The following is a 23,202-nucleotide window of genomic DNA, read 5'->3' as shown; positions in this document are numbered from 1 at the left end:
GGCCCGCTCCGCTCAAGCCCGGCGGCGCGCGCCGAAGTGATGGATCGCGCCGGCCAGGCAGGCGAACAACAGCCCCACCACGCTCACACCCAGCCATCCCCCGGCATGCCAGGCCTCGACGCCGGCCGATGAGCCGATCGCGCCGCCGATGAAATAACAGACCATGTAGACCGTGTTGACGCGGCTGCGCGCCTCGGGCTTGAGCGCATAGATGCGCGACTGGTTCGAGATCTGCGCGGCCTGCACGCCCACGTCGAGCACGATCACGCCGATCACCAGCCCCGCCAGGGAACTGGCCGAGACCGCGAAGATCGCGAACGAGATCGCCACCAGCCAGATGCCGAGCGCGATCACCGCGTGCGGCCCGCGCTTGTCGGCCGACTTGCCGGCATAGGGCGCGGCCAGCGCGCCGGCCGCGCCGACCGCGCCGAACAGCCCGGCCGCCTGCGGCCCGTAATGGAAGGGCGCGCCGGCCAGCAGCAGGGTGAGCGCCGGCCAGAAGGCGCTGAACGCGGCGAACATGGCCGCGCCGGTGGCCGCCGCGTAGCGCAGCTCGCGCAGTTCCACCGCCAGGTGCCAGAGCGAGGCCAGCAGTTGCGGATAGCGCAGCGTCGAGGTCGGCGTGCTGCGCGGCAGGCGCAGCATGATCACCACCGCCAGCGCCAGCAGCGCCGCCACCGAGGCGCAGAACACCGCGCGCCAGCCGAGATATTCGGCGATGAAGCCGGCCGCCGTGCGCGCCAGCAGGATCCCCAGCAGCAAGCCGCTCATCACCGTGCCGACCGCCGCGCCGCGTTCGGCCGGCGGCGCGATCTCGGCCGCGAAGGGCACCGCCTGCTGGGCGATGGTGGCCAGCACGCCGATCGCCAGGCTGGCCGCGGCCAGCACCGGCAGCGCCGGCGCGGCGGCCGCCACCAGCAGCGCGACCGACAGCCCGGCGATCTGCAGCAGGATCAGCTTGCGGCGGTCGAAGCGGTCGCCCAGCGGCGCGAGCAGCAGCATGCCGGCCGCGTAGCCGAGCTGGGTGGCCGTCGGCACCACGCCGATCCAGGCCGCGCCGTCGGGGAAGGACAGGCGCAGCGCGCCGAGCAGCGGCTGGTTGTAGTAGATGTTGGCGACCGACACGCCCGCGATGGTCGCGAGCAGGAGCAGCAGGCCGCGCGAGTAGTGACGATGGGCGGCGGACGGCGAGGCGATGGCGGAAGGCGGCGTGGACATGGGCGATCGGGACGAAGCGGGGCGCGCGAAGCCGGGCGCGCCGGAACGGCGGGGCCGGGGCAGCGCGAGGACGGCCGCGCCGGCGAGGCTGCCGATCATACCGGAGCGCCGTGAACTCTGCCGGTGCCGGGCTCGCGTCGCGTCGGCATCCTGGGCCGCCGGGCCGGCTTCCCGCGCCGCGTGCACGGCGAGGCGCGTCCTCGTCCCGCCTTCTGCCGTTTCAGTCGATCAGCGCGCCCGAGGCGTCGTAGAACGGATGCGGGCCGTCGCTGTCGTCGACATACACATGATGGGTGGCCAGGCCCTCGACGGGATCGTAGCGATGCACGGCGAAGGCCGGCGGCTCGATCGCGAAGGCCGAGGGGCCGTCCGGGCGCAGGTCGAAGGCCACCTGGTGCGCGGGCGCCGGCACCGCCAGGGCGACGGTGCCGCCGAAGCGCGCGAACATGGTGCGATGCACGTGCCCGCACAGCACACGCTCGACGTTCGGATGGACGCGCAGCAGCGCATCGAGCCGGCGCGCGGCTTCGGGATCGAGCCGCTGGCGATCCATGTGGGCGATGCCCGAGGCGAACGGCGGATGGTGCAGGGCGACCACGGTCGGGCGCCCGGCGGCGGCCTCCAGCTCGCGTGCGAGCCAGTCGAGGCGCGCCTCGCACAGCGTGCCGGCGCTCTGGCCGGTGATCTGCGAATCCAGCGCGATCACCCGCAGCGGGCCCAGGTCGAGCGCGTACTGCACGAACTCGCCGCCCTGCAGCTCGGCGCGCTCGGCGAACACGCGCCGCAGCGCGCCGCGCTCGTCGTGGTTGCCGATCAGCAGGTAATAGGGGATCTCGAGCGGCGCGAGCAGGCGCTTGAGGTGCTGGTACTCGTCGTCGTGGCCGAAGTCGGTCAGGTCGCCGGTCACCAGCACCGCGTCGGGACGCGGCACCAGCGCGTTCAGGCGCGCGACGGTGCGCGCCAGGCTCGCGGCGGTATCGACGCGGCGATAGGCGAGCGCGCCCGGGCGCTTGATGTGCAGGTCGCTGATCTGGGCGAGCAACATGGGGAAATCCTCGTGGGTACTTGTGCGGGGTCAGGGAAGCGCGATCAGCCCCTCGGGGGCGATCGCCAGGCCGACGGCGGTGCCGCGCGCGAGCGCGATCCGGCCGGGAACGTCGATCACCAGCGCGTCGGGCGCGGCCTGCTCGATCGTCAGGCGCGTGCGTTCGCCGAGGAAGGCGCAGCCGGCCACCGAGCCGCGCAGCGGCGCCGTGCCGGGATCGACCAGCTGGGCGTCCTCGGGGCGGAAGAACAGTTCGGAAGCCTGACGATCGCTCGGCACCGCGCCGCCGGTGGTGACCAGCGCGCCGTCGCGCCAGACGCCCTCGATGCGGTTGAGCGTGCCGATGAACTGCGCCACCGCGCGGCTGGCCGGGCGGTAGTAGATGTCGCGCGGCGTGCCGATCTGCTCGATGCGCCCGGCGCCCATCACCACGATGCGGTCGCCCAGCTCCATCGCCTCGGCCTGGTCGTGCGTGACGTAGACGGTGGTCACGCCGAGTTCGCGCAGCAGGGCATTCATGTCGCGACGCAGGGTGTCGCGCAGCTTGGCGTCGAGCGCCGTCAGCGGCTCGTCGAGCAGCAGCACGCGCGGGCGCACCGCCAGCGCGCGGGCCAGCGCGACGCGCTGGCGCTGGCCGCCCGACAGCTCGGTGACGGGTTTGTCGGCATGCGCGCCGAGCTGCATCATCGCCAGCAGCTCGTCGACGCGCTCGCGCAGCGCGGCCGCCGCGGTGCGGCGGATCTTCAGGCCGTAGCCGACATTGCCGCGCACCGTCAGGTTCGGGAACAGCGCGTAGCTCTGGAACACCATGCCGACCTGGCGCCGCTCGATCGGCAGGGCCGTCACGTCCTCGTCGCCGAAGTGGATGGCGCCGCCCGCGTCGGGCCGGTCGAGCCCGGCGATCATGCGCAAGGTGGTGGTCTTGCCGCAGCCGGAAGGGCCCAGCAGCACCAGGGTTTCGCCGGCGCCGATCGTCAGGTCCAGCGGTTCGAGCACGCGCGTGTCGCGGAAGGTCTTGGCGCAGCGCGTCAGCGTGACGGGGATGGAATCGAGCTTCATCGTCGGGCAGGGGGCGGTGAGAGGTCAGGCGGAAGGCTTGCGCGACTTGCGCGCGGCGCCGGCGTCGACGCGCGTGCCGGTCGCGTCGACGCCGAGCCATTGCATCGCCACCAGCAGCGGCAGCGTCATCAGCAGGAACAGGATCGTGTAGGCGCTGCCGATCTCGATGCGCATCGAGGCATAGGTATCGGCCAGGCCCACCGGCAGCGTCTTGGTGTCGGGCGTGTGCAGCATCCAGGTCAGGTTGAATTCGCCGATCGACAGCGTCAGCACCGCGAGCGCGCCGGCCACGATGCCGGGACGCAGGTTGGGCAGCACGATGGTGAAAAAGCGCGTGGCGAACGAGGCGCCGAGGCTGGCGGCGCCTTCCTCCAGCGTGCGCAGGTCGGCGCGCGCGGCTACCGCCGCCACCGCGCGGACCATGAAGGGCAGCGTGAACACCACGTGGCCGACCACGATGAACCACAGGCTGGTGCGAAACGACGAGAAGCCGCCATAGACGATCAGCAGGGCCAGCGCCGAGGCCAGGCCCGGCAGCGCGATCGGCAGCACCAGCGCCTCCTCGGCGAGGCGTGCCAGGCGATGGCGGCTGCGCGCCAGCGTATAGGCGGCCGGCACGCCGGTGACCAGCGTGAGCGCGAGCGTGGCGGCGGCCACCTCGAGCGACAGCCAGACCGAACCCTGGTACTGGGCCCAGACTTCGCCGAGCCAGCGCAGCGTGAGGCCGCTCGACGGGCCGCGGAAATAGTTGACGGTCAGCCCGGCCAGCACCGACATGCCGATCGGGATGATCAGGAAGGCGCACAGGCCGAGCGTGACGGCCCATTGCGCGGCGGCCGCGAGGCTGCGCCCGCTCGGCAGGGCGCGCAGCGGGCCGCGTCGTGGGCTGTGAGGCGGGCTGTAAAGCGGGCCTCGAAGCGCGCCGCTTGCGCGGCTTCGATCGGGCGGCGCGGCCTGCTCGGCATCGAGGCCGGCCGGGGGCGGGAGCGTGGTCATGGTCGGGGCGGGGTCCTCGATGAAGTCAGGCGGCCGCCGCGGCCTGCCCGGTCAGGCTGCGCGCGAGCGCGAGCACCGCCCAGGTGACGATGCCGAGCACGATCGACAGGCCGGCGGCGGTGGCGATGTTCGCGTTCAGCGTGAACTCGGTGTAGATCGTCATCGGCAGCACGTCGAGCTCGGTGGCCAGCGTGAAGGCGGTGCCGAAGGCGCCCATCGAGGTGGCGAAGCAGATCGCGCCCGAGGCGATCAGGCCCGGCGCCAGCGCGGGCAGCACGATGTCGGCGAACACGCGCCAGGCCGAGGCGCCGAGCGAGCGCGCGGCTTCCTCCAGCGAGGGGTCGAGCTTCGAGGCCGAGGCGATCACGGTGACGATCACGCGCGGAATCGAGAAATACAGGTAGCCGACGAACAGGCCCGCCACCGAATAGGCGAACACCCATTTGTCGCCGGTCAGCTTCGCCGACAGCATGCCGACCAGCCCCTGCCGGCCCGCCAGCATGATCACCATGAAGCCGACCACCACGCCGGGGAACGCGAGCGGGAAGGTCAGCAGGGCCACCAGCGCGCGCTTGCCCGCGAACTCGCGGCGCGCCAGCAGCAGCCCGGCCAGGGTGGAGAGCGCCAGCGTGGCGAGCGTGACCGCCGCCGACAGCGCGACCGTCGAGGCCAGGCTCTTCATGTAGCGGGCATTGGCGAGGAGCGCGAGGTAGGTCGACACGAAGCCGCCCTCGGCCGAGACGCGCACCAGCACCACCATCGGCAGCAGCCAGAACGCGGTGAACACCGCCAGCGCCGGCGCGAGCAGCGCGAGGCGCCAGCGCAGCGGGAAGCCCAGGTCGCGCATCTCGCCGCCGCTCCTCATTGCATGGTCTGCAGGTACTGCTGGCCGAAGGCCTGCTGGCCCGCCGCCATCTTGCCGAAGTCGACCGGCCTGGCGCGCGCGTAGTCGCTGGCCGGCAGGAACCTGGCGGCCAGCTCGGGGCTGATCGCCTGCGCTCGCACCGGGCGCAGGTAGGCATTGGCCCACAGCTTCTGACCTTCGTCGGACAGCACGAAGTCGAGCACCTTCCGGCCGTTGGCCGCGTGCGGCGCGTTCTTCACAAGGCTCATCACATAGGGCACCGAGATGGTGCCCTCGGCCGGGATCACGAAGGCGACGTTGGCGTGGTCCTTGTACTCGGCGCGATAGGCGTCGAAGTCGTAGTCGATCAGGATCGGGATCTCGCCCGACAGTACGCGCGCATAGGCGGTCTGCTTCGGCACGATCGGCTGGTTCGCCTTGAGCTTGCGGAACCAGTCGAGCGCGGGCTTGAAGTTGTCGAGCGAGCCGCCCAGCGCCTGGTTGACGGCGACCGCGCCGGCGTAACCCACGAAGGCGCTGGCCGGGTCGAGGTAGCCGATCATGCCCTTGTACTCGGGCTTGAGCAGGTCCGCCCAGGAGCGCGGCACCGGCTTGCCGTCGAGCGCGTCCTTGTTGACGAAGAAGCCCAGCGTGCCCGAATGGATCGCGAACCAGTTGCCTTGCGGGTCCTTCATGTTGGCGGGGATCTCGTTCCAGTGCGCGGGCTTGTACGGCGTGACCAAGCCCTTGTCCGTGGCCTGGAAGGCCGAGGACACGCCGAGATACACCACGTCGGCCACCGGGCTCTTCTGCTCGGCGATCAACTGCGCGATCGCCTGGCCCGAGTTCTTGTTGTCGAACGGCACGCGGATGCCGGTCTTCTGCTTGATCGCGGCGATCTGCGAGGCCCAGTCGGCCCATTCGGGCGGGCAGTTGTAGCAGATCGCGGTCTCGTCGGCGTGCGCGGCGAGCGGCGCGAACGCGGCCAGCGCGAGCACGCAGGCCGCCGGCAGGGCCGCGGCGTGGCGCAGCGCGCCGGCAAGCGCGTGCGGGAAGGGGAAGCGGAAAGTCACGTGAGGTCTCCTGGCGAGGACGGATGGAGCATGGACAGGGGCGAACGAGCAAGGGGCGGACGGTACCTGCCGTCCACTCGAGGAATGCGGGGTGCGCGGCGACGCGTGCGCCGGGTCAATCGATACGGATGACGAAACGAATCGGCCGGCCGGCGGGAATGGGTTGAACATCGCGCCGTCCTCAGTCGTGGGTGTCGAGGCCATGCGCGCCGTCCGGGCCGTGACCGCTGCCGCAGCCGGCATCGAGCGCATCGCCGATCGCGGTCACCGAGCCGCCGTCGCGCACCGTGTGTTGCAGTACCAGCGCGGGCGCGGCATGGGTCTCGCCGGCGCGGCGTTCGGCCAGGCGGCGCCAGGCCGAGCGGCCGATCTCGCGATTCGGCGTGGCGACGCTGGCCAGCGGCGGCGCCAGCAGTTCGCCGATCGCCAGGCCGTCGAAACCGAGCACCGAGATGTCGTCGGGCACGCGGAACTTCGCGCGACGCAGCCCGCGCATCACCACCATCGCCAGCAGGTCGTTGCTGCAGAAGATCGCGGTGGGGCGCGTGGCCTTCGAGGTGAGGTGCGCGAGCACCGCGTTGGGCAGCTCGGGCGCGTTGAAGTCGACCTCCAGCGCCGGCAGCGGCTCGAGACCGTGATCGGCGAGCGCCTGCGCGTAGCCGAGATGGCGCTGCCGGGCGCGATCCGAGGCGGCCAGCGAGCCGGCCAGCATCAGCACGCGACGATGGCCGCGCGCGATCAGGTGGCTCACGCCGTCGTAGGCGGCCTGGCGATTGTCGACTGCCACCGAGGGGCGATGCGGCGTGTCGTTGTGCATCAGCACGTAGAGCAGGCCGTCGCGATCGAGCGCGTCGAGCAGGGGATGCGCGTGCGCGTCGGCGACCGTCAGGATCAGGCCTTCGACGCGCTGCGCGCGCAGCGTCTCGATCGCATGCTGCTCGCGTGCCGTGTCATACTCCGTGGTCATCACGATAAGCTTGAAGCCGGCTTGCGATGCCAGCTCGTCGAGGCCTTGCAGGCATTCGGTGAACACCGGGTTGGCGAAGGTGGGCAGGATCACGCCGATCAACTGGGTGCGATCGCTGCGCAACTGTCGGCCCAGCGGATTGGGCCGGAACTGCAGTGTCTCGATCGCGGCGCGAATCGTCGCGAGCGTATCCGGGCTCACCGTGTGCGGGGCGTTGATCGCACGCGAGACCGTGGCGATCGAAAAGCCGGACAAGGCTGCAACATCCTTGATGGTCGACGTCATGGGCGCTCGCGATGTAAACGTTTACGTCGACGATTATCGGCAGTGCGTGTGACGCTTCGATGACGCGCGCCGGATGAGGTGGGACAAGGCGCCGGCGGGGATGGTCAGGGTGGTTTTCCCGACGATGGCGAAACCCTCGCCGCCAATCCGCAGACGAGCCTGTTTACCGGACTGAAGTCGTGCCGGACCAGTGGTAGAATGCGGTCCGCCCTTTAGCCGGGGTGATGAAATTGGTAAACATAGCGGACTTAAATGATTTGAGTGCCCGGTCGGAAACGTCCGGTGCAGAACCCTTCAAATTCGGTGAAACCCCTGGCGCGCAGCGCGACGAGGCAACGCCGAGCCAAGCCCGGACATCGCGCGAGCGATGCGCGGGAAGGTGTAGAGACTAGACGGGGGGCGCCTAAGGCCTTGCATGCGGCGAACGCGTGCAGGCGACGGCGAAGGCATAGTCCAGCGCACGAACGGCCAGGCACGCGCCCGGCCGGCTTCGAAAGAAGCAGTGTGACGAAAATCCGCCGCCTTCATTGGCTTGCCGGTTCGAGTCCGGTCCCCGGCACCACGATTGTTTTCGGGGGATTTGAATATCTACAAAAATAGAATATTTTTTGTGGAACTTTCTGTATTCAAGTTTCTTGATGAGATATATTTGTCCTTTCTTTGACTAAAACAAATTGCTTTGACGGTCATTATTTTTTGTTGATTCCAAATTCAAAGCGGTTGGTTTGTATTTTTCTCTCTGGATTTTCTGGCCCGAAGTTGGTGGTTCGTTTTTCGTCTGGGAAATTTCTATATCTTTAGTAGTCGCATCGCATTCGATTGGTAAAAAATTGGCGAATCTATCCAATATTGCGTTGCGCTCATCCTGATAGGCATCATTCCACGTTGCGAAAAATGCTTCGCGAACAACATCGACAGGCATAAATCCTAATTTTTCGGCAATTTGTGTAAAAAGTAAATGAGCATCTCGGTTTGCTATGCGTACGTCTTGTACTAAGCGAAGTATATTTTCCGCATCGGCGAACGGTTGATTAAGTCTGACAACTAATCGCCCGTGTTCTGAAATTGCTTCTATACAACGATCAAAGACATATGCTTCCGGGTTGGCGCCGGGAAGTCGATAAATGTGTTCATCAGAATTTTCATTCTGTCTTGAATCACCATCAAGAATGCAAACTGATGGAAATCGTTTTGCAGGGCTTTGATTGTGATATCGATTAATGCTCACTGCTGCACCGTCGCCAGCCATAGGGTGCACTTCTGTCGCATCTACGGCAATACCTTTGCGATTTCGAAGCATTGCGCGAATCCAGGCTGCAGAAAAATCATCTTCGCAGAATATTGCAAGACGAGCGTCAATTTGGCCAGTGATTGCTCGAAGAGAACCAACATCCAATTTTCCTTGGAAAACACGTCCGTTGATTGAGGCCCAGATTGCCTCGGCGGGCAATGGGAGAAGTGCGTCGTTCGAGTGGGTTGTGAAAATTGCCTGGATACTTTTCCGTTCTGCTGCTTCAATCAAATATTCTACGAGCCGTATTGTTGCAACAGGATGAAGTCCGTTTTCGATTTCCTCGATAAGTACGAGGCTATTTTGTTCCATTGCTTCGATTTGCATAACCATGCGAATGATGCTCGATTCACCCGCTCCAAAATGAAACTCTGAATATCCTACCCCACCGTCAGTTTGCCCGGTGAGTAGTGATACTCGTCCGGCTTGATCAACTCGGATGTGCGAGTAGTGAGATATGTTTTTTCCCAGAATTTTTTCGACGGCATCGGCGACGGGCCTTTGAATAGCGTCTACGAGCTCGGCGCTGGGGGAAAATGAACCTGAAGCGCAGCGTTGCATTTCACGTCGTTCGCTAGCCGGCACTGTGCGTGCGACACCAAGCGTGACAGTTGGCCGCTCAACAGCGTCTCGCGACCACTTGCTACTATGAAACGCCGCCGTTCGCCTGAACGTATCATTTCGGTTAACGTCTCGATCTATCAGTTCATACTCCATTCTCCAGTTCGCCATGCTGTCGTCGAACCGGCCGCTTTTTGTAAAGAACTGGCGTGGTTTGATGGCTGCGTACGCAGTGGCAGCGGCTCCTAGGATTGTCGTCTTGCCGCCTCCGTTGGGGCCAATGAGTGCTGTGACAGGAAATTCAAAGTTGATCGTCTGGTCTCGTAATCCTCGGACATGGACCAAGTTGATCTTCAAGAGATACTTGCCATAATTTTTGCGAGCAGCCTTCTCTCGTAGCGCATTGATCGTACTTTGTCGGATTTGGCTCTTGTATGTTGTCATGTCTGTTCCCCGGTAGAAGGTGAAGCATAGCGAAATTTGATGCCACAGTGTCATTCGCGTATCACTCCACGACGACAAACACGAAAGCCACTTTGGCGCTGGCCATTCGTTGGAGACAGCAGTCGTTGGACATATGTCTCAAAACATCATGGTGATAGCCAGATGTCAATATTGACCGCGCCTTGGGACGTATGCGCGACGGACCGATGGCGCTACATCAGCGCGAATCAGCGGCATTCAGTCAGCAAGGAAGGTTGGCGACGAATTGCGTTTATAGCGCTATCCGGCGCTACGGTCGTGTCATTGTTCAACATCCGGGCCGATGAGTCTGCACTCTGTCCGTCAGATCCTGGATGCTTCAGGATGTCGTCGGGGTGCAGTGATTATCAGAAACGCTTCCCGACGCCACCCGCCTGTACGGGAGTGTCATCGATATCAAAAAGGACGTGTAGGACTTTGATAGCAAGACGTGTCCGCTAGCAGATGGTTTTTCAATCTCGAGCGGTAGCACTACATCGGAGCTCCAAGACTATTGCTAGGTCCCGCATGAGGACACCGGCGTCCTCGAGCGGGACAACTCGTCTTGTGACACTCTGTCTCACATGGATGCATCGTGCGTTGTGTCTGAATGGGCCGTCTTGCATGCGATCAGATGTTCGTCGATCGAGGCTGGCTTGACGTGACAACCCGCAAGCGGGGATTCGCTCGCCACGCTTCAAGATGATCGAACCCAGCAGCTGACACATTTGAATTTTTTTGCTTTGATGTGGCCCATAGCTATGCTCTCAGCCGCTGCAAAGCGGTCCTGCATGCGTGGGATAGCGACGTAATCAATCAGTAGAAAAATATATTTTTGAAATTTCCCTATCCATTCCTGGATTGATATTTGGCCGCAGTGCGACATTATTGATCATCGTGAAGTGCGAATTATTTTTGAGACGGTGTTATGTTTCGCCTTCGGGTTGACGGAGTGAAGTAGGAAATATTCTTCAAATTCTGAAATTGGCACTCTTTAATTTGAATTTATCGAGGCGAAGGATTTTTCTTGGTGTGAGTGTGGCCGTCAGTTGATCTGTATCGCGCCAGGGCGCGATTTACGAGTAGACCAAAGCACATGAACAAAAATAACTACCGATTGGTGTTCAATCGCGTGCGCGGCATGCTGATCGCCGTAGAGGAAACCGCAAATGCGTCGGGGCGCGGTGACAGGTGGGAGCCTGTTGCCGTGGCTCGCGTATCGCACAGGCTTCCACGATTTGTGCTGCGTCGTGCGGCATTCGTGGTACTGATTGCCGTGGGCGCGACGCCCTTGACGGGCAACGCCCAGGTGATGGGCAGCGGCGCACATGCGCCATCGGTCATCCAGACGCCGAATGGTCTGCCGCAGGTCAATATCAACAAGCCCGGTGGCGGCGGCGTTTCACTGAACAGCTATTCCCGGTTCGACGTCCAGAAGCCCGGCGTGATCGTGAACAACTCGCCGGTAATGACGAGCACGCAGCAGGCGGGGTATATCAACGGAAATCCAAATTTCGGCGCGAATGACGCGGCCCGGGTCATTGTCAATCAAGTCAATAGCAATAACCCGTCGCAATTACGAGGGTTTGTTGAGATTGCCGGCCAGCGAGCAGAGATGATCATTTCGAATCCGTCCGGTCTTGTGGTCGATGGCGGCGGATTTATCAACACATCGCGCGCAATCCTGACAACGGGCACGCCGAATCTGAATGCGGACGGATCGCTGGCTGGATTCAATGTCGCGGGTGGTCTCATTACCGTGCAGGGCGCTGGCCTCAATGCGGCGAACGTCGATCAGGTCGATCTCATTTCCCGGACCATGCAGGCCAATGCAGCCATCCACGCATCGAACCTGAATGTCGTGACCGGTGCCAATCATGTCGATCACGAGACGCTCCGGGCAACGCGCATCCAAGGCGAGGGCGCGGCGCCTGCCGTCGCGATCGATGTCGGCCAACTGGGCGGGATGTACAGCAATCGCATTTTCCTGGTCGGGACCGAGGGCGGCGTCGGTGTCCGCAACGCCGGGACCATCGCGGCCGATGCCATGGGTTTGACGCTGAGCATGAACGGACGCCTGATGCAGACCGGCAAGCTCAGCTCGCTCGGCAATATCGCCGTATCGGCGGCGGCCGGCATCGATAACAGCGGGACGATCTATGCCGGGCAATCGGTGTCGCTCGAGACCGGCGCCGATGTGATGAATGCCGGTACGCTCGCGGCGCAGCACGGCGTCGACCTGAGGGCTGGCACGCTGAATTCGACGGGGACGCTTGGCGCGGGCGTGAACGGCGATGGTGCCGCCACGGAAGCTGGCGATCTGCGGATCACGACGGCCGGCCAGTTGAATGCCACCGGCCGGAACATCGCGGGCGGCAACGTCTCGGCTACGGGCACGGGCGTGAATCTCGCGAGCGGCACGACGGCTGCGAATGGCGATCTGTCGCTGAGCGCCGCGACCGGCGATGTGAATCTCGCGAACGCGATCACGAGCGCCCGGGGCGCGGTCACGGCGAAGGCGGCGGGCGCGATCGTGAACGATCACGGCAAGCTGAGGAGTGGCGGTGCTACCAAGCTGAGCGGCGGTACCGTGTCGAACCAGGGCGGTAGCGTATCGTCGCAAGGTTTGCTGTCGGTGGCGGCAGTCGACCAGATCGCCAACCAAACGGGCACGCTCGTTTCCGCGGGCAAGATGGCGCTGCATGGTGGCAAGCTCGCCAACAACCGAGGCACGATCCAGAGCGCAGGCCATGCCACGGTCGAAGGGGCCGCGATCGACAACACGGCTGGCCGCATCACCTCCCTCAACGCCGACGGGTTGCAGCTCAGCGCGACGGGCCTGCTCACCAACGCGGCCGGTGCTACCGCAAGCGGCGCGCAAGGCGGCGTGATCGGCGGCAATGGCGACGTGACGATTCAGGGCGGCTGGATCGACAACCGCGCCACGATCACGTCGAACACGAATCTCCACGTTTCCGGCCAGTCGCTCGACAATGACGGCGGAACGCTGCAGGCCGCGAAAATGGTGAGTGTTGACGCCAGCGAACATCTTTCAAACAGCGGCGGCGCGATCGTGGGCCAGGCGGCAAGCTTGGGCGGCAAGTCGCTGGATAACAGCGCCGGGAGGATCGAAGCGGACCGACTTGCGTTGCGGGCCGACGAGTTGGTGAATCACGGCGGAACGATCACGCAGAACGGCACGGACGCGATGACCGTCGAGGTGTCCGGCACGTTCGACAATTCGAACGGTGGGACGCTGCAGACCAACAGCATTGATCTCACACTCGCTCCCACATCGCTTGTCAACGACGAGGGCACGATCACGCACGGCGGCACCGGCACGCTGACGATCGAACCGAGCAAGGGCACGAATGCCTTGAACAACGTGTCGGTCACCATCGTGACCAAGGGCCACGCGCGCGTCGACGCCAGCAGTTGGAATAATGCGGCCGGTGTGTTCGCCGCGCAGCGCGGCGTTACAGAGAACATCACGGGCGACGTGAACAACGTCCAGGGCCTGATCCGTGCGGGAGCCTCCTTGTCGCTCGTCAATGGCGGCGCGCTGCAGAATCAAGCGGGCCACATCCAGGCCGGCCAGCGGGCGACGGGCGACGCGAGCACGCTGACGGTAAAGTCGGCGTCGATCGACAATGCCGATGGTGCCATCACCCATCTGGGCAGGGGCAAGATGGACGTGCGGGGCGACGAGCAGATCAGCAATAGCCACGCCGGCGGCGTGTCCGGCATGGGAATGATCACCGGCAACGGCGACGTGACGATCCTGGCCAGCTCGATTCTCAATACGCAAGGCGGTCAACTGAGCGGCGCGAACCTCCGTGTGCAGGGAACCAGCCTGGACAACTCAGGAGGACAGATCGGTAGCGTCCTGGCTACGAGTGGCGATGTGGACGTGACGATCAACGGCGTTGTCACGAACATCGGTGGGCAGATCGGCTCGAATCGGGATCTGACCTTGAGCGCCGCGACGCTGCGAGGCGGCGGCGCGTACAGCGCCGCTCGCGATGCGTCCTTGAACATGCAGGGCGATTTCTCGACCACGCCGGATGCCCAGTTCAACGCGGGCCACGATTTCTCCTTTACTTCGCCCGGCACCTTCAGCAACGGTGCAAGCGTCCAGGCAGTCAACGACCTGAGCGTCAACGCGAGCAACATCGTCAATAGCGGAACGATGATGGCAGGTGGCCTGTTGCATACGCAATCGGGGGATCTCGACAATACCGGCTCGATCGTCGGCGGCAGCACCTCGATCAAGGCAACCGGCACCGTATCGAATCTCGGGCCGACAGCCCTGATCGGTGCTTCGGACAGTCAAGGGACGCTCGAGATTCTCGCGCGTGATATCGAAAACCGCGATGACAGCACGGCCACCGATGCGATGGCGACCACGGCGATCCTCGGCATGGGCAAGCTGGTGCTGGCGGGTGGCAAGGATACCGCCGGCCATTACACGAACGCGGCCTTGGTCAACAACGCATCGGCCTTGATCCAGTCCGGCGACGACATGCAACTGCACGCCGATAAATTGACGAACAAGCGTCGCGTGATGAGTAACTCGACGGGATCGATCGATCCGGCGACGCTGGTGCAGTTCGGCGTCCCTATCGAAGGGCGGACCGGGCGGATCAATGTGAAGGATCCGAACAGCATCGGCGGTGTCTACCCCCAGCCGCCTCGCGAGGGGCATTGGAACAGTGACTATCATTTCACAACCTATTACGCGGACAGCGCGACCGCGACGACGGTGACGAGGCTCAGCCCGGCCGCGCAAATCGTATCGGGCGGCGGTATCGACGCGTCGTCGATGGGGACGCTGCAGAACTACTGGAGCGACATCGCGGCCGTCGGCAATTTCCAGATGCCGCAACACTATGACTCGGACGGCTGGGCTGCTTTGGGGCAGCAGGCGCCTAGCGTCACCGTGTTTTACTCGGGCCAGTATCACTACAACAACTACAACAACGAGGAGCATGACTGGCAGTTGCCATTCGGCAACGCCCCATTCGTAACCAGGCGTCCGGGAGGGTATGCGCAAGCGGCGCCGGCCTCGGTCAAGGAATATTCGCTGCCGGATTACGGATCGACCCTCGGCGTGAACGGTGCGATATCGGGAACGGGCGTCAGTATCAACAACACCGCCGCCAACGCCTCGCTGCCGCCGTTGGGCCTGCTTCCTGGCCAGGCCGTTCAAGGCTTGACGTTTAGCGAGGTGAGCGGCCAGGGCGCCAGCGTGAACGGCGGGCCGATGTTGGCCGTCGATCCGGTGGTGGCCGGCGCCACGGCGCAAAACGTGCTGAACAACCTGGCGATTCCTCGGGGCGGTTTGTACAGGCCCAATCCATCGCCGAGCGCGAGTTATGTGATCGAGACCAATCCGGCATTCACGAACCAGAAGAACTTCATTTCCAGCGACGACTTCTTCAGCCAGATCGGCGTGGATCTCACGCATATTCCGAAGCGGCTGGGCGACGGTTTCTATGAGCAGCAACTCGTGCGCAACGAAGTCACGGCACTGACCGGCAAGGCGGTGATTGGGCCATATACCGACTTGCAGACAATGTATCAATCGCTGATGGCTGCGGGGGCCGGCATGGCGAAGTCGCTCGATCTGCCGGTCGGGGCAAGCCTGTCGGCCGATCAGGTGTCCAGGTTGACCAGCAACGTGATCATGATGGAAACGCGCGTGGTGGACGGGCAGTCGGTGCTGGTGCCCGTCGTATACCTCGCTCAGGCGCGTCGGCAGAACGTCAACGGGCCGCTGATTGCCGCTACCGATATCGATCTGAAGGATACCGAAGACTTCACGAACAGCGGCACGCTGAAGGCGGACAACATGCTTTCGATTCAAGGCAGGCAGATCGACGCCGCGTTCGGTGCGTTGCAAAGCGGCGGACTGATGTTGCTGACGACGATCGACAACGTCGATTTGACGTCGGCCAAGGTCAAGGCCGGCAGGCTGAAACTGGATGCGGGCGAGGACCTGATTCTCGATACGGCAACGGACACGGTTGCGAGAGTGAGCCGCGATGGCGCGACGAGCATGACAACGACGCTCGGGCCGACGGCCAGGCTCGAGGTGACGGGTGACGCGTCGATCACGACAGGCGGCAGCTTCCAGCAGCACGCGGGCGCCTTGTCGGTTGGCGGCAATCTCGGGATGAAGGTGGGTGGCGACTGGGATCTCGGTGCTGTGCAAACCGGCGAGCACAAGATCGTGCGGCGTGCGCATGGGGTGTCGAATACCGACGTCAATCAGATGACGAGTAGTTCGGTGAAGGTGGGTGGGCGGTCGAGCATCGGAGTAGTTGGAGACCTTGGCTTGAAGGGCGCGCAAATCGATCTTGGCCAGGGGGGAACCATCGCGGCCAAGGGCCATGTCACACTCGGCGCGGCCAGTGCGACTTCGACGGTGAACAGCAACAGTTCGAGCCGTGACAGTCATGGCAGTTCCGCACAAACACTGCACACATCGGACCAGGCACTCACCGGTACTCTGCTCAGGAGTGGGGCACCCTTACGATCGCGTCGGGCAAGGATATCTCCATCATCGGCAGCACGGTAAGCCTTGATCGAGGCAATGCAAACCTGATGGCGGCCGGGGATGTGAATATCGGTGCGGCGACCGAAACGCATGAACTGAACTCACACGAGAGGCACAGTCACAGCAATATCGTGAGCGGCGCGAAGATAGCCAGCGGCGTCGATCAGTCGGCGACCTATAACCAGGGCAGCACGGTGTCGGCCGACGGCATCAACATCGTCAGTAGCCGCGACATCAATGTAAAAGGCAGCAACGTCGTCGGTACCGACGATGTCGCATTGCAGGCGTCGCGCAACGTCAATATCGAGACCTCACAGGACACAACGCGGTCGTCCAACTATTACCAGAAGAAGGAATCCGGGCTACTCACGAATGGCGGCCTTTCGTTGGCCGTGGGCTCACGCTCCGGGGCAGAACAGGACCAGAACAGTTCGGTAACCAATAACGGCAGCGTGATCGGTTCGTCGCGGGGCAATCTTTCGATCCTGGCCGGCAAGGATGCGGCGATTACCGACAGCACGCTTGTCGCGGGCCAGAATGTCGGTATCAACGCACAGAACGTCACGGTGAACGCCGCCTACGACAGCTACAAGGATGCGCAGTCGCAGCAGTTCAGCCAGTCGGGCTTGAGCGTCGGTTTGGGCGGAGGCCTGCTCGGGCTCGGCCAGTCGATGGCGAGCGCGGTCCGCCAAGGGCAGCAATCGGGAGATTCGCGTCTCGCAGCGGTACAGGCCGTGGCGGCTGCCGAGCAGGCTTATCTGAGCCGTGGTGGTCTCAAGGATGCAGCCGGCGCTCTGTCGGACGGCAATGTGAGCGAAGCCGCGAAGGGCGTGAAGGTTCAATTCAGCATCGGATCGAGCCATAGCAGCAATAACGCAACGACATCGATCACCCAAGCCAAGGGTTCGTCGATCATCGGCAACGGCCATGTTTCCATCACGGCTCGGGGGATCCTGGACGCCAATGGAAACGCTCGAGTCGGCACGGGAAATATTGCGCTAACCGGAACCTCCGTGCTCGGCAGGGACGTCGCGCTCGATGCCAATAACGAGATCACGCTGCAAAGCGCGCAGAGCACGGAGCAGGACAGTAGTTCGAACAGTTCTACCGGCTGGAATGCGGGCGTCGCGATCGGGGTGGGTAAGAACACGGCGATCAGTGTTTTCGCGAATGGCTCGAACGCGCATGGCCAGGGCGACGGGAATGGTGTCGCGCACACCAATACGACAGTGGCGGCGGGCAATAGGCTGACGATGAAATCCGGCGGCGACACTACGCTTTCCGGGGCGCAGGTCTCGGGCGACAAGGTGAAGGTGGATGTTGGCGGCAACCTCACGATGACGAGCCTTCAAGATACGTCGAACTACGGCAACAACCAGCACAGCGCCGGCGGGAGTGGTGGCTTCGCATTTGGCCCTCGCGGTGTCGGCAGTATCGATGCATCGATCGGGCACACGAGCATCGATGCGAATTACGCATCGGTGAATCAGCAAACCGGCATCGTGGCGGGCAAACAGGGATTCGATGTCAAGGTGGCAGGCCACACACAGCTCGATGGTTCGCAGATAGCGAGTGCCGCCCCTGCGGGCAGCAACATGCTGACGACCAACACGTTGGGATTCAGTGATATCCAGAACGAGATGTCGTATTCCGGGACGTCGGAAGGTATTTCCTTGTCCGGTGGGCCGAGCTTCGCACAGACGGGAGATAGCGCTAGCGGCGTCACGCACGCTGCTGTCAGTCCGGCAAAGATCGTCGTGAAGTCGGATGAACAGAACGGCACCGACAGCACGGCAGGTTTGTCGCGCGATACGGCCAATGCGAATGAGACGGTGCAGAACACGTTCAACTTGCGAGAGGTTCAGAACAATCTTGCTTTTGCCCAAGCGTTCGGCAAGGTTGCGACGTTCGCGCTCGCGGAGGCTGCCATCGAATTGGCCGACAGCAGCCCGGAAATGCAAGCGCTGTTCGGCGAGGGCGGCACGGGGCGCGATGCCATGCATGCCGCGGTGGCGGCGATCGGCGCGGCGCTGTCGGGAGGGAATATCGGCGGAGCCGTTGCAGGTTCGCTGGCGGGTGATGTGTTGCAGTCACTGGCGCAGCCGATCATCGATCAGACGGTGAGTCAGTTGCCGCCGAGTGCGCAAGCGGCTGCGCGGAACGCGTTGAATGAGATCGTGGTGACGGCTGGGGGTGCGGCGGGCGGGGCGTTGGCTGGAGGGGGAGCGTCGGGGGCGTTGGCTGGTGCGGGTTCGGCGATTGGCAACGAGATTTACAACAGGCAGTTGCATCCGGATGAGCGGCAGTGGGCGCAGGATAAGTCAATGGATTTTGCGAAGTTCTATGAAGAAAAGACTGGCAGGGCATTGACTGCGGAGGAGTCGCAGAATCTGTTGCTGGCGAACGGCTATCGTTTGGTGGACGCTGCGGCGAGCAAGGGCCTGGGTGGAGATCCAGTGGCAGTGGCGTATATCAGCGGCAACGCGGGAGGGCTGTTCCAGAAGGGCCAGTATTACAGCGAGCCATTTAAATATGGAAACCAGGATGGATCGCTGACGGCAGAGCAAAAGGCGTTGCCTGGGCATGAGGCGCATCCGCAGGCAGGGATGGTGGCAGGTGCGGTGGTTGGGCTGACAGTGCTTGGTGCTGTTGCGCCGACCGTAGCGACGGCGTGGGCGCTGGGCGCAGGATATGACTATGCCGGTGATTTGATTAGCCGAGCGATGGGGTTGTCGAAGGATGGTCCGAACGTTGGGAAGTCGCTGGTAGTGGGTGGGGTGGCGGGTGCGACGGCGCCGTTCTTCTTGCCACTGGGTACGCTGGGTGGTGGCACGGCAGGGAAGATTGTGGTGGGGGGATATGACAGCGCGCTTGCAGGGACTACGGCGTTTGGGGCGACGGCTATTACGAATCCGGGTAGCAGCCCGGATTTATCGGCGGGTATTGGTACGATAAGTGCATTACTTGGCTCGGGAGGAAAAGTGATCCTGCCGGTACCTATTGGAAGTGCTTTAAATATATGGATGCGAATACTTCCCGGTCCTGCGCAAGGAATTATTGAGAAAAGTGGGAGAGAAAAATAATATGCGATTTTTATCTAAAAAATACAAAGATCTATATCGTAAATTTTTTGTTGGTTGTTTGTGTTTGGCGGGTATTCCTTTGATGATATTGGTGATTTCAATTAAAAAAGGGGCTGGCTGGGCCGGACTTGTTCCTGGTATTCCGGTTTATGTGACACTTGCGGGTGCTGCTATTTATCAGTTCATTAAGGAGTTCCGTGCGTTGAGGCAGGAGGAGGGCGATCCTCCTCCTGATGGCGAGCATTAAGCTATCGGTCTGACATCAACTGGGTTCGGCTTGGTAGATAAGTCTCTGATGGAAATTAGGTGAAAAAAGCACACAGGCGAAGCGGCAGGCGGCGGAGCACGAAGGGGAAATTTACGCGGAACCAGATCGAGGATCAGATGCGGATCATGGGCGGGGTGATCGGCGGCGATCGCGAATCTGGAGCGCCAGAAACCTTGGTGGGGACTATGCCGACCGATTCGGAAGCGAAATGGCAGTATGCGGGAACGACCGACGATGGCAAACCGATTCTGACGCAGATCACGGTGAAGCCGAATACTGAGTTGCAGAATTACATTCGTGCGAATTCTTCGTGGGCGCAGAATGAAGTGCCGAACATCATGTATGACGGCACTGGTAAGAAGGACTTCGGTTTTGAGGTAACGGGGCCGTTCACGAAGCTCGATCAGTCGGATGTGAATTACGTGAGAAATACGACAGCGGATACGGCGGGGATGGTTTCGACAAATGCGATGCGAGTGAGCGCGGCAGCGGGGGCTGCTACAGCAGTACCTGGACCTCACTCACCCGCAGCAGCTGGATTGTTGCTTAGTGCTGCTGTTGTGGGTTTGGGTGCGAGCGGCGTCCAGCAATTGTTGAATCCAAAGCCTTGGAGTTTTGGATTGGATAGTTTTATTGATATGACGGAATTTTACGGATCGGATAGATATTCATTAGTCGGGCCGATTTTTGTTGAAATGGGTGAAATTGTAAAGAATTCAATATGGGTTAATCAGGTAAGAAATTTATCGCAAAATAAATGAGGTGGGCGTGATGGAATTTATTAAAGATGGAAATTTTTAGTCTCGGATTCGTGCTCTGTTGATTGTTGTTGGGGTTGGTATTGGTGCGATTGGTTTTTTGTGGTATCGATCTATACTATTGATGTCGGTGGGGCTGGGAATCGCGGCTGTCGGTGGGTATGCCAGTAAGGCCCATCAATTAGGTATTAAGCCGTTCGACAACAGTTATGAGAAAGCGCGTGAAAGCTATAGAAAGAGAGGCGGCGAGCAAGACTAGTCGAGGCAAAAAGCGAGCCGATCTATCAGTAAGTCGGAACCAGTCCTGTCGAGGCCTGCACGGAACGCTCGAAATGGCAGTGGCAGCGCGAGCAGCGACGAGAGGGGTAGACGGGTCGACAGCAGCGTCGCCGTATGCGTCGCTCTTCAGTAAAGGCGGAGCGTTGGGCTCGGCTCCGTATGGCAATAGAGGCAAGAAAAGTCCCGACTAACTTGATGCCGATCAATCCCTTCGATCACGCAGTATGACGTATACGGCCTCCTGAAACCAACCTAGGCACCACCATCACAAGGACTAACCGCCAGAATCTAACAATGGTTTAAATCATGGCCAGAGCACGTCGCACCGAACTCGATAGATCGATGAGGAAATCAACCAGCTCATTCATCCTGCTGTTTGCCACATCCGCATTTCTCGCTGCATGCGAAACCGTGCCGCCGGACGCACCACCACGCCCACCACGGAAGCCCGAAATGGAACCCGTGCTGCCATCCTGGTCGAGCGTGATGTGGGTCATGGGGTACTGGAAATGGAGCGGCTCGGAATGGGTTTGGATTCCGGGCCATCTGGCACCGAAGCCATAAGCAAAAAATCGACATCACCATAGGCATGATTATTCGCACGTCCATCATGACGCTGGCGGCAGCATGGCTTTTGCCGTTCGCTGCTTTTGCGCAGCACCCCCCCACGCCTGCTGATCGTGCCGCCGCGGCGCGTGCGAATGCCGAGCAGGATCGTCAGGCCCGGCAGCAACAGGAAGCACAGCAGCGCGAGGCGGTCGTGCAAGCCTCTTCGGTTCGTTCCGAGATTCCGCTCGTTGGACTCTATCCAAGCTTGCCGACAGAAACCCCCTGTTTCCGCATCGACCAGTTTTCGCTCGACGTACCCAATTCCCTTCCTCCCGCTCTGAGGGCCCAAGGCGCCTCCGCCTTGCCGATGGATCGCTTCGCCTTCGCTCGCGAATGGCTGAGCCACTACGTTGGCGAGTGCGTTGGCAAGCAAGGCGTCGACCTCCTGATCAAAGGCCTCTCCCAATCGATCCTGGCGCGCGGTTACGTCACCACCCGCGTATTGGTTCCCGAGCAAGACCTCACCACCGGCACGCTCCAACTCTCGCTGATCCCCGGCGTGATCCGCCACATCCGCTTCGCCGATGTCAAACAGCGTGGCACGTGGAAAACCGCCTTCCCCACCCGCGACGGGGACGTGCTGAATCTTCGAGATATCGAGCAAGGCCTCGAGCAGATGAAGCGGGTGAGCAGCCAGGATGTCTCGATGCGGATCATCCCTGGCAGCGTCCCCGGTGAAAGCGACGTGGTGCTCGACATCAAGCGCAACAAACCATGGACGGTGGTCGCGTCGGTCGACAACGCCGGCACGCGTGCCACCGGCAGGCTGCAGGGCAACCTGTCGATCGGCATCGACAATCCGCTCGGTCTGAACGACATGTTCAACGTCGGCGTCAGCCAGGATCTCGAACTCGGTGACAAGCGCCTCGGCTCGCATGGCTGGAACGGCTTCTATTCGATCCCGTGGGGTTATTGGACCGCCACGCTGTCCACCTATACGAACACCTACTACCAGCAGATCGCGGGCGTGAATCAGACCTTCGTCGCCAGCGGCAATTCGAAGACGGTCGATGTCAAGCTGGCCCGCGTGCTGGCACGCGGCCAGAACGATGTCTTCGGTGGCTATTTCCGCCTTTCTCGCCACTTCGGGCAGAGCTTCATCGAGGATACGGAAATCCCGCAGCAGCACCGTAACAACACGATCATCGAACTCGGGCTGACCGATCGCCATTACGTCGGCCGCGCGCAGTTCGATGGTTCGCTGGCCTCTCGGCAAGGCGTCGGCGGATTCGGCGCGCAGGACGACACACTGTCTGCTGGCGGCGGCCCGACCTACCGCTTCAAGATGGCCGTGCTCGACGCGAACCTGTCGGTGCCGTTCGCGATCGGTCCGCAGGCACTTCGCTACGTCGGCACGTTCCACGGCCAGTACACCGGCAACAGCCTGTACTACCTCGACGACATGACTATCGGCAGCCGCTATACCGTGCGCGGTTTCGACGGCGAAACGATGCTGGCGGCGGCACGCGGGTTCTACTGGCGCAACGAGCTTCAGATGCCGATCGGCCAGACAGGGCAGGCGGTGTACGCGGGGCTGGACTACGGCCGCGTGTGGGGAGCGCAACCGGTCGCCCTGGTCGGCACGCAACTGGCCGGCGCTGTGATCGGCGTGAAAGGCAGTGTCGCCACGCGTCTCGGTGCCTATGCCTACGACCTCTTCGCGGGCACGCCGGTCTACAGACCTTCGGGCTTCCCCACGGCGCGCGTCACGGTCGGCTTCCAGGTGGTCGCGCAACTCTAGTTTCGCCGGGGAGCCGATTTCCCTGGCATGGCGGTTTCGCGCGGCCGTTTTCGTTGCCACGCGCCGTTTGTCAAGAATCACACGGGACGATGGAAGCCAGATCG

General features: G+C 62.5%; 12 protein-coding genes and 1 pseudogene. 5 read left to right on the top strand and 8 right to left on the bottom strand.

The features are described from left to right. Positions 1-12: 12 nt before the first annotated feature. From F3J10_RS10160 to F3J10_RS10125, 8 genes are all read right to left on the bottom strand, one after another. Positions 13-1,218 carry an MFS transporter gene (locus F3J10_RS10160; protein ID WP_166912636.1) on the bottom strand — a complete coding sequence of 402 codons (1,206 nt, stop codon included), beginning with the start codon at positions 1,216-1,218 and terminating at the stop codon, positions 13-15. A gap of 220 nt (positions 1,219-1,438) precedes the next feature. After that, on the bottom strand, positions 1,439-2,263 hold the full coding sequence (locus tag F3J10_RS10155) for a phosphodiesterase (RefSeq protein WP_025101417.1): 825 nt from the start codon (positions 2,261-2,263) through the stop codon (positions 1,439-1,441). 30 nt (positions 2,264-2,293) lie between these two features. Then, positions 2,294-3,322, bottom strand: a complete 1,029-nt coding sequence (locus F3J10_RS10150; RefSeq protein ID WP_025101418.1) for an ABC transporter ATP-binding protein — start codon at positions 3,320-3,322, stop codon at positions 2,294-2,296. Positions 3,323-3,346: 24 nt separating this feature from the next. Continuing rightward, positions 3,347-4,318 (bottom strand): ABC transporter permease subunit, encoded by a 972-nt coding sequence (locus tag F3J10_RS10145; RefSeq protein WP_167241993.1) that lies wholly within the window; start codon positions 4,316-4,318, stop codon positions 3,347-3,349. A gap of 25 nt (positions 4,319-4,343) precedes the next feature. Then, positions 4,344-5,165, bottom strand: a complete 822-nt coding sequence (locus F3J10_RS10140; protein ID WP_167241992.1) for an ABC transporter permease — start codon at positions 5,163-5,165, stop codon at positions 4,344-4,346. Positions 5,166-5,179: 14 nt separating this feature from the next. Beyond that, positions 5,180-6,193 carry an ABC transporter substrate-binding protein gene (locus F3J10_RS10135; RefSeq protein WP_167241998.1) on the bottom strand — a complete coding sequence of 338 codons (1,014 nt, stop codon included), beginning with the start codon at positions 6,191-6,193 and terminating at the stop codon, positions 5,180-5,182. A gap of 223 nt (positions 6,194-6,416) precedes the next feature. After that, the gene (locus tag F3J10_RS10130) at positions 6,417-7,487 is read right to left on the bottom strand and encodes a LacI family DNA-binding transcriptional regulator (protein ID WP_167241991.1); all 1,071 of its coding nucleotides are present in this window, start codon (positions 7,485-7,487) and stop codon (positions 6,417-6,419) included. Between the two features lie 664 nt (positions 7,488-8,151). Then, positions 8,152-9,783, bottom strand: coding sequence for an AAA family ATPase (locus F3J10_RS10125; RefSeq protein ID WP_167232022.1), 1,632 nt, complete (start codon positions 9,781-9,783; stop codon positions 8,152-8,154). Between the two features lie 1,114 nt (positions 9,784-10,897). Here F3J10_RS10125 and F3J10_RS10115 point away from each other — a divergent pair. The 5 genes and pseudogenes from F3J10_RS10115 (at position 10,898) to F3J10_RS10095 (ending at position 23,098) form a co-directional block, all read left to right on the top strand. Then, positions 10,898-19,443, top strand: a pseudogene (locus F3J10_RS10115) (hemagglutinin repeat-containing protein). Beyond that, positions 19,427-19,690 carry a hypothetical protein gene (locus F3J10_RS10110; RefSeq protein ID WP_167232010.1) on the top strand — a complete coding sequence of 88 codons (264 nt, stop codon included), beginning with the start codon at positions 19,427-19,429 and terminating at the stop codon, positions 19,688-19,690. The pseudogene F3J10_RS10115 and the gene F3J10_RS10110 overlap by 17 nt, the downstream one beginning before the upstream one ends. A gap of 59 nt (positions 19,691-19,749) precedes the next feature. Then, a complete protein-coding gene (locus F3J10_RS10105; protein ID WP_167232007.1) occupies positions 19,750-20,472 on the top strand; it encodes a hypothetical protein in 723 nt (240 codons plus the stop codon). A gap of 687 nt (positions 20,473-21,159) precedes the next feature. After that, positions 21,160-21,312: a CDI system lipoprotein BcpO gene (gene bcpO / locus F3J10_RS10100; protein WP_345791198.1), complete on the top strand. Its 153-nt coding sequence runs from the start codon at positions 21,160-21,162 to the stop codon at positions 21,310-21,312. A gap of 25 nt (positions 21,313-21,337) precedes the next feature. Then, the gene (locus F3J10_RS10095; RefSeq protein ID WP_167232001.1) at positions 21,338-23,098 is read left to right on the top strand and encodes a ShlB/FhaC/HecB family hemolysin secretion/activation protein; all 1,761 of its coding nucleotides are present in this window, start codon (positions 21,338-21,340) and stop codon (positions 23,096-23,098) included. The last annotated feature ends 104 nt before the right edge of the window (positions 23,099-23,202 follow it).

Origin of the sequence: Burkholderia sp. Cy-637 (genome assembly GCF_011753175.1) — a bacterium.
Taxonomy (GTDB): Bacteria; Pseudomonadota; Gammaproteobacteria; order Burkholderiales; family Burkholderiaceae; genus Burkholderia; species Burkholderia gladioli.
The sequence above is the reverse complement of the archived record's forward strand: the minus strand, read 5'-3'. Positions and strand labels throughout refer to the sequence as shown.

What these genes read in the sequence shown, in the direction of transcription:
- F3J10_RS10160 (WP_166912636.1), bottom strand. Translation starts at nt 1,218, where the DNA reads ATGTCCACGCCGCCTTCCGCCATCGCCTCGCCGTCCGCCGCCCATCGT.
- F3J10_RS10155 (WP_025101417.1), bottom strand. Translation starts at nt 2,263, where the DNA reads ATGTTGCTCGCCCAGATCAGCGACCTGCACATCAAGCGCCCGGGCGCG.
- F3J10_RS10150 (WP_025101418.1), bottom strand. Translation starts at nt 3,322, where the DNA reads ATGAAGCTCGATTCCATCCCCGTCACGCTGACGCGCTGCGCCAAGACC.
- F3J10_RS10145 (WP_167241993.1), bottom strand. Translation starts at nt 4,318, where the DNA reads ATGACCACGCTCCCGCCCCCGGCCGGCCTCGATGCCGAGCAGGCCGCG.
- F3J10_RS10140 (WP_167241992.1), bottom strand. Translation starts at nt 5,165, where the DNA reads ATGCGCGACCTGGGCTTCCCGCTGCGCTGGCGCCTCGCGCTGCTCGCG.
- F3J10_RS10130 (WP_167241991.1), bottom strand. Translation starts at nt 7,487, where the DNA reads ATGACGTCGACCATCAAGGATGTTGCAGCCTTGTCCGGCTTTTCGATC.
- F3J10_RS10125 (WP_167232022.1), bottom strand. Translation starts at nt 9,783, where the DNA reads ATGACAACATACAAGAGCCAAATCCGACAAAGTACGATCAATGCGCTA.
- F3J10_RS10095 (WP_167232001.1), top strand. Translation starts at nt 21,338, where the DNA reads ATGATTATTCGCACGTCCATCATGACGCTGGCGGCAGCATGGCTTTTG.